Raw genomic sequence first — 3,191 nt, forward strand, 5'->3', positions numbered from 1 at the left:
GCGCTCGCCGCGCCCGGACCGCTCGCCGCCGCGCTCGCCACGCCCGCCCCGACCGGAGCGCTCGCCACGGCCGCCGGCGGCCGAGTGCCGCTTGCCGGTCTCGCCGAGGTCCTCGAGCTCCTCGGCGTCGAGGCCCGCGAGCGTGCGCTTGTCCTTCGGGAGGCGGCCCTTCGTGCCCTCGGGGATCGACAGGTCCGTGTACAGGTGCGGCGACGTCGAGTACGTCTCCACGGGCTCGGGGATGCCGAGGCCGAGCGCCTTGTCGATGAGCGACCAGCGCGGGACGTCGTCCCAGTCGACGAACGTCACCGCGGTGCCCTTGTTGCCCGCGCGGCCGGTGCGGCCGGTGCGGTGCAGGTACGTCTTCTCGTCCTCGGGGCACTGGTAGTTCACGACGTGCGTGACATCCTCGACGTCGATGCCGCGCGCGGCGACGTCGGTCGCGACGAGCACGTCGATCTTGCCGTTGCGGAACGCGCGCAGCGCCTGCTCGCGCGCGCCCTGACCCAGGTCGCCGTGGATCGCGCCGGCGGCGAACCCGCGGTCCGTGAGCTCGTCGGCGACCTTGGCGGCCGTGCGCTTGGTCCGCGCGAAGACGATCGTGCGGCCGCGGCCCTGCGCCTGCAGGATGCGGGCGAGCACCTCGATCTTGTCGAGCGCGTGCGCGCGGTACACGACCTGCGCGATGTTCTTGACCGTCTGGCGGCCGTCGTCGTCCGGGTCGATCGCCCGGATGTGCGTCGGCTGCTTCATGTAGCGGCGCGCCATCGACACGACGGCGCCCGGCATGGTCGCCGAGAACAGCATCGTGTGCCGCTGCGCGGGCGTGCGGGCCAGGATCTTCTCGACGTCGGGGAGGAACCCGAGGTCCAGCATCTCGTCGGCCTCGTCGAGCACGACGGTGTTCGCGCGCGTGAGGTTGAGGTGGCCCTGGTTCATGAGGTCGATCATGCGGCCGGGCGTGCCGACCACGACCTCGACGCCGCGCTGCAGCGCCTCGACCTGCGGCTCGTACGCGCGGCCGCCGTAGAGCTGGACGACGCGCACGCTGCGGCGCCTCGACGCCGTCTCGAGGTCCTTGGCGACCTGGACGGCGAGCTCGCGCGTCGGGACGACGACGATCGCCTGCGGCTTGCCGGGGGAGGGCAGCTGGTCGAAGCCCTCCTCGCCGGGGGCGACGACGCGGTGCAGGAGCGGGACGCCGAAGCCGAACGTCTTGCCCGTGCCGGTCTTGGCCTGGCCGATGATGTCGTGGCCCGACATCGCGACCGGCAGCGTCATGGCCTGGATGGGGAAGGGGTGGGTGATGCCCGCGTCGGCGAGCGCGTCGACGATCTCGGGGCGGACGCCGAAGTCGGCGAAGGACGTGTCGTCGGCCTGCACGCTGGCGGCGACGGTGCGCGCGTCGGCGCTCACGTCGGGCGTGGCGTCCGTGGTGGTCGCGTCTGTGGTGGTCACTGGGTGCCTCTGTCTCGTTCCGGCGCGCGACCGCGTCGCGTCGGGGCGGGCCCCGGCGCCGGGCGGACCCGGGCGTGGTCGTACGCGCCTGTGGCCGGCAGCCGATCGCGGAGTTTCGTGGCCCGGGTCCGCCGAGCGGACCCGCGCCTGCCGTCGTCGCACGGGGACGGGCGTCGCCCTCGTGCCGGCCGGGGCCGGGACGGGCGCGTGAGGTCAGGACGACCGGGCAACCGATGTACCCGTCCATGGTATCGGACCGGCGCGCGGACGCCGCGGGAGGCGCGCGCGGCCGGTCCCGGCGCTGGTCAGCGCCCCGCGCCGCGCGTCGTCGGCGCCACTATCCTGACGGGATGACTGACGCCGACGACGTGACCGCGACGACGACCGCCGGCCCGACCGTGACGACCGCGACGACCGCGGACGCCCTGCAGCTGCTCGGGCTCGTCGCGTTCACCGAGCTCGCGAGCTTCGGCCGCCTCGCCGGTGACGCGGCGCACGCGCCGACGCTCGGGCAGCGCCAGGCGCTGTCCCGCATGGCCGCCGCGCTGCTCGACCGCCAGGAGGCGGTCCTCGCGCGCGTCGCGGAGCTCGGCGGGGACCCGGAGACGTGCATGGCGCCGTTCGACGGCCTGTTCGACGACTTCGACGCCCGCACGCCCCCGACGAGCTGGTGGGAGGGCGTCCTCAAGAACTACGTGGGCCAGGGGGTGGCCGACGACTTCTGCCTGCTCGCGGCCCAGGGGCTCGACCAGCGGTCGCGCGACGTCGTCGTCGGCTCGCTCACGCAGGACGCGCCCGCGGACCGGTCCGCGCCCGTCATCGCCGATGCCGCGGCGGCCGACCCGGTGCTCGCCTCGCGGCTCGCGCTGTGGGGCCGGCGTCTCGTCGGCGAGGCGCTCGGCGCGGTCGGCACGGTGCTGTCGGACCACCCCGCCCTCGACCGGCTCCTGCTCGCGGCGGCCCGGGCGGAGGCCGGCGGGGTCGACGTCCCGGCCTCCGTGCAGCCGTGGGTCTTCGCGCGACTCACGGCCGGGCACACGCGCCGCATGGACCGCCTCGGGCTCGCCGCCTGAGACCACCTGCTTCAGGACGACGACGGGCCGGACGCGCGAGGCGTCCGGCCCGTCGTGGTGCTCGGGGCGGGTCAGAGCGACCCGAAGCCCACCCGGCGCTGCTCCTCGGTGCCGATCTCGACGTAGCCGAGGGACGCCGTCGGGACGATGATGCGCCGGCCGCGCGAGTCGGTGAGCTCGAGCGCCGGGGCACCGCCCAGCGCGTCCGAGACGGCCTTCGCCACGGCCTCGGAGGACTGGTCGGTGTCGACGACGAGCTCACGAGCCAGGTTCTGCACACCGATCGTGACTTCCACGGGTTCTCCTCACAGCGGCCGCGCGCACGCGGCAGGTAGACGGCAGGCCGCCGAGGGGCTGGCCCACCGGCGACAACGCGAACGATAGTAGTCAGATTCCCGCGTCGGCCGCCGTGCCGGACACCGTGCCGGGCCCGGTTTCGCTCAGGGCGTCGACGGCGTCCGTGCCGTCGGGCCGCTGCCCGCCCGGACGCCGCAGCAGCCCGTGCACCCCGCCCCAGACGAGGCGCGGCACGAGGCTTCGACCACGCCTTCGACCGCGTCGACGTCCCCGTCTTCCGCCAGGGCCTGACCTCGCGCGGCATCACGATCGGCGACGACGTGTGGATCGGTGCGCACGTCGTCGTGCTCGACGGCGTCACGG

General features: G+C 74.9%; 4 protein-coding genes. 1 reads left to right on the forward strand and 3 read right to left on the reverse strand.

Translation table 11 applies throughout. The annotated features are described in order from the left end of the window. The coding region (locus tag JZ5iCDA_RS16490; RefSeq protein WP_253182131.1) for a DEAD/DEAH box helicase at positions 1-1,416 on the reverse strand (1,416 nt) is incomplete at its 3' end. Between the two features lie 392 nt (positions 1,417-1,808). Between JZ5iCDA_RS16490 and JZ5iCDA_RS16495 the strand changes: the two genes are divergently transcribed. Then, positions 1,809-2,531, forward strand: coding sequence for a ferritin-like fold-containing protein (locus JZ5iCDA_RS16495; protein ID WP_069388118.1), 723 nt, complete (start codon positions 1,809-1,811; stop codon positions 2,529-2,531). Positions 2,532-2,602: 71 nt separating this feature from the next. Here JZ5iCDA_RS16495 and JZ5iCDA_RS16500 read toward each other — a convergent pair whose 3' ends face one another. Together JZ5iCDA_RS16500 and JZ5iCDA_RS19465 are read right to left on the reverse strand one after the other, a co-directional pair. Beyond that, a complete protein-coding gene (locus tag JZ5iCDA_RS16500; protein ID WP_069388119.1) occupies positions 2,603-2,827 on the reverse strand; it encodes a DUF3107 domain-containing protein in 225 nt (74 codons plus the stop codon). Between the two features lie 144 nt (positions 2,828-2,971). Continuing rightward, positions 2,972-3,191: hypothetical protein (locus tag JZ5iCDA_RS19465; protein ID WP_216093473.1), on the reverse strand; the 220-nt coding region annotated here is incomplete at its 5' end.

It is taken from the genome of Cellulosimicrobium cellulans (assembly GCF_001722485.1).
GTDB lineage: Bacteria > Actinomycetota > Actinomycetes > Actinomycetales > Cellulomonadaceae > Cellulosimicrobium > Cellulosimicrobium cellulans_A.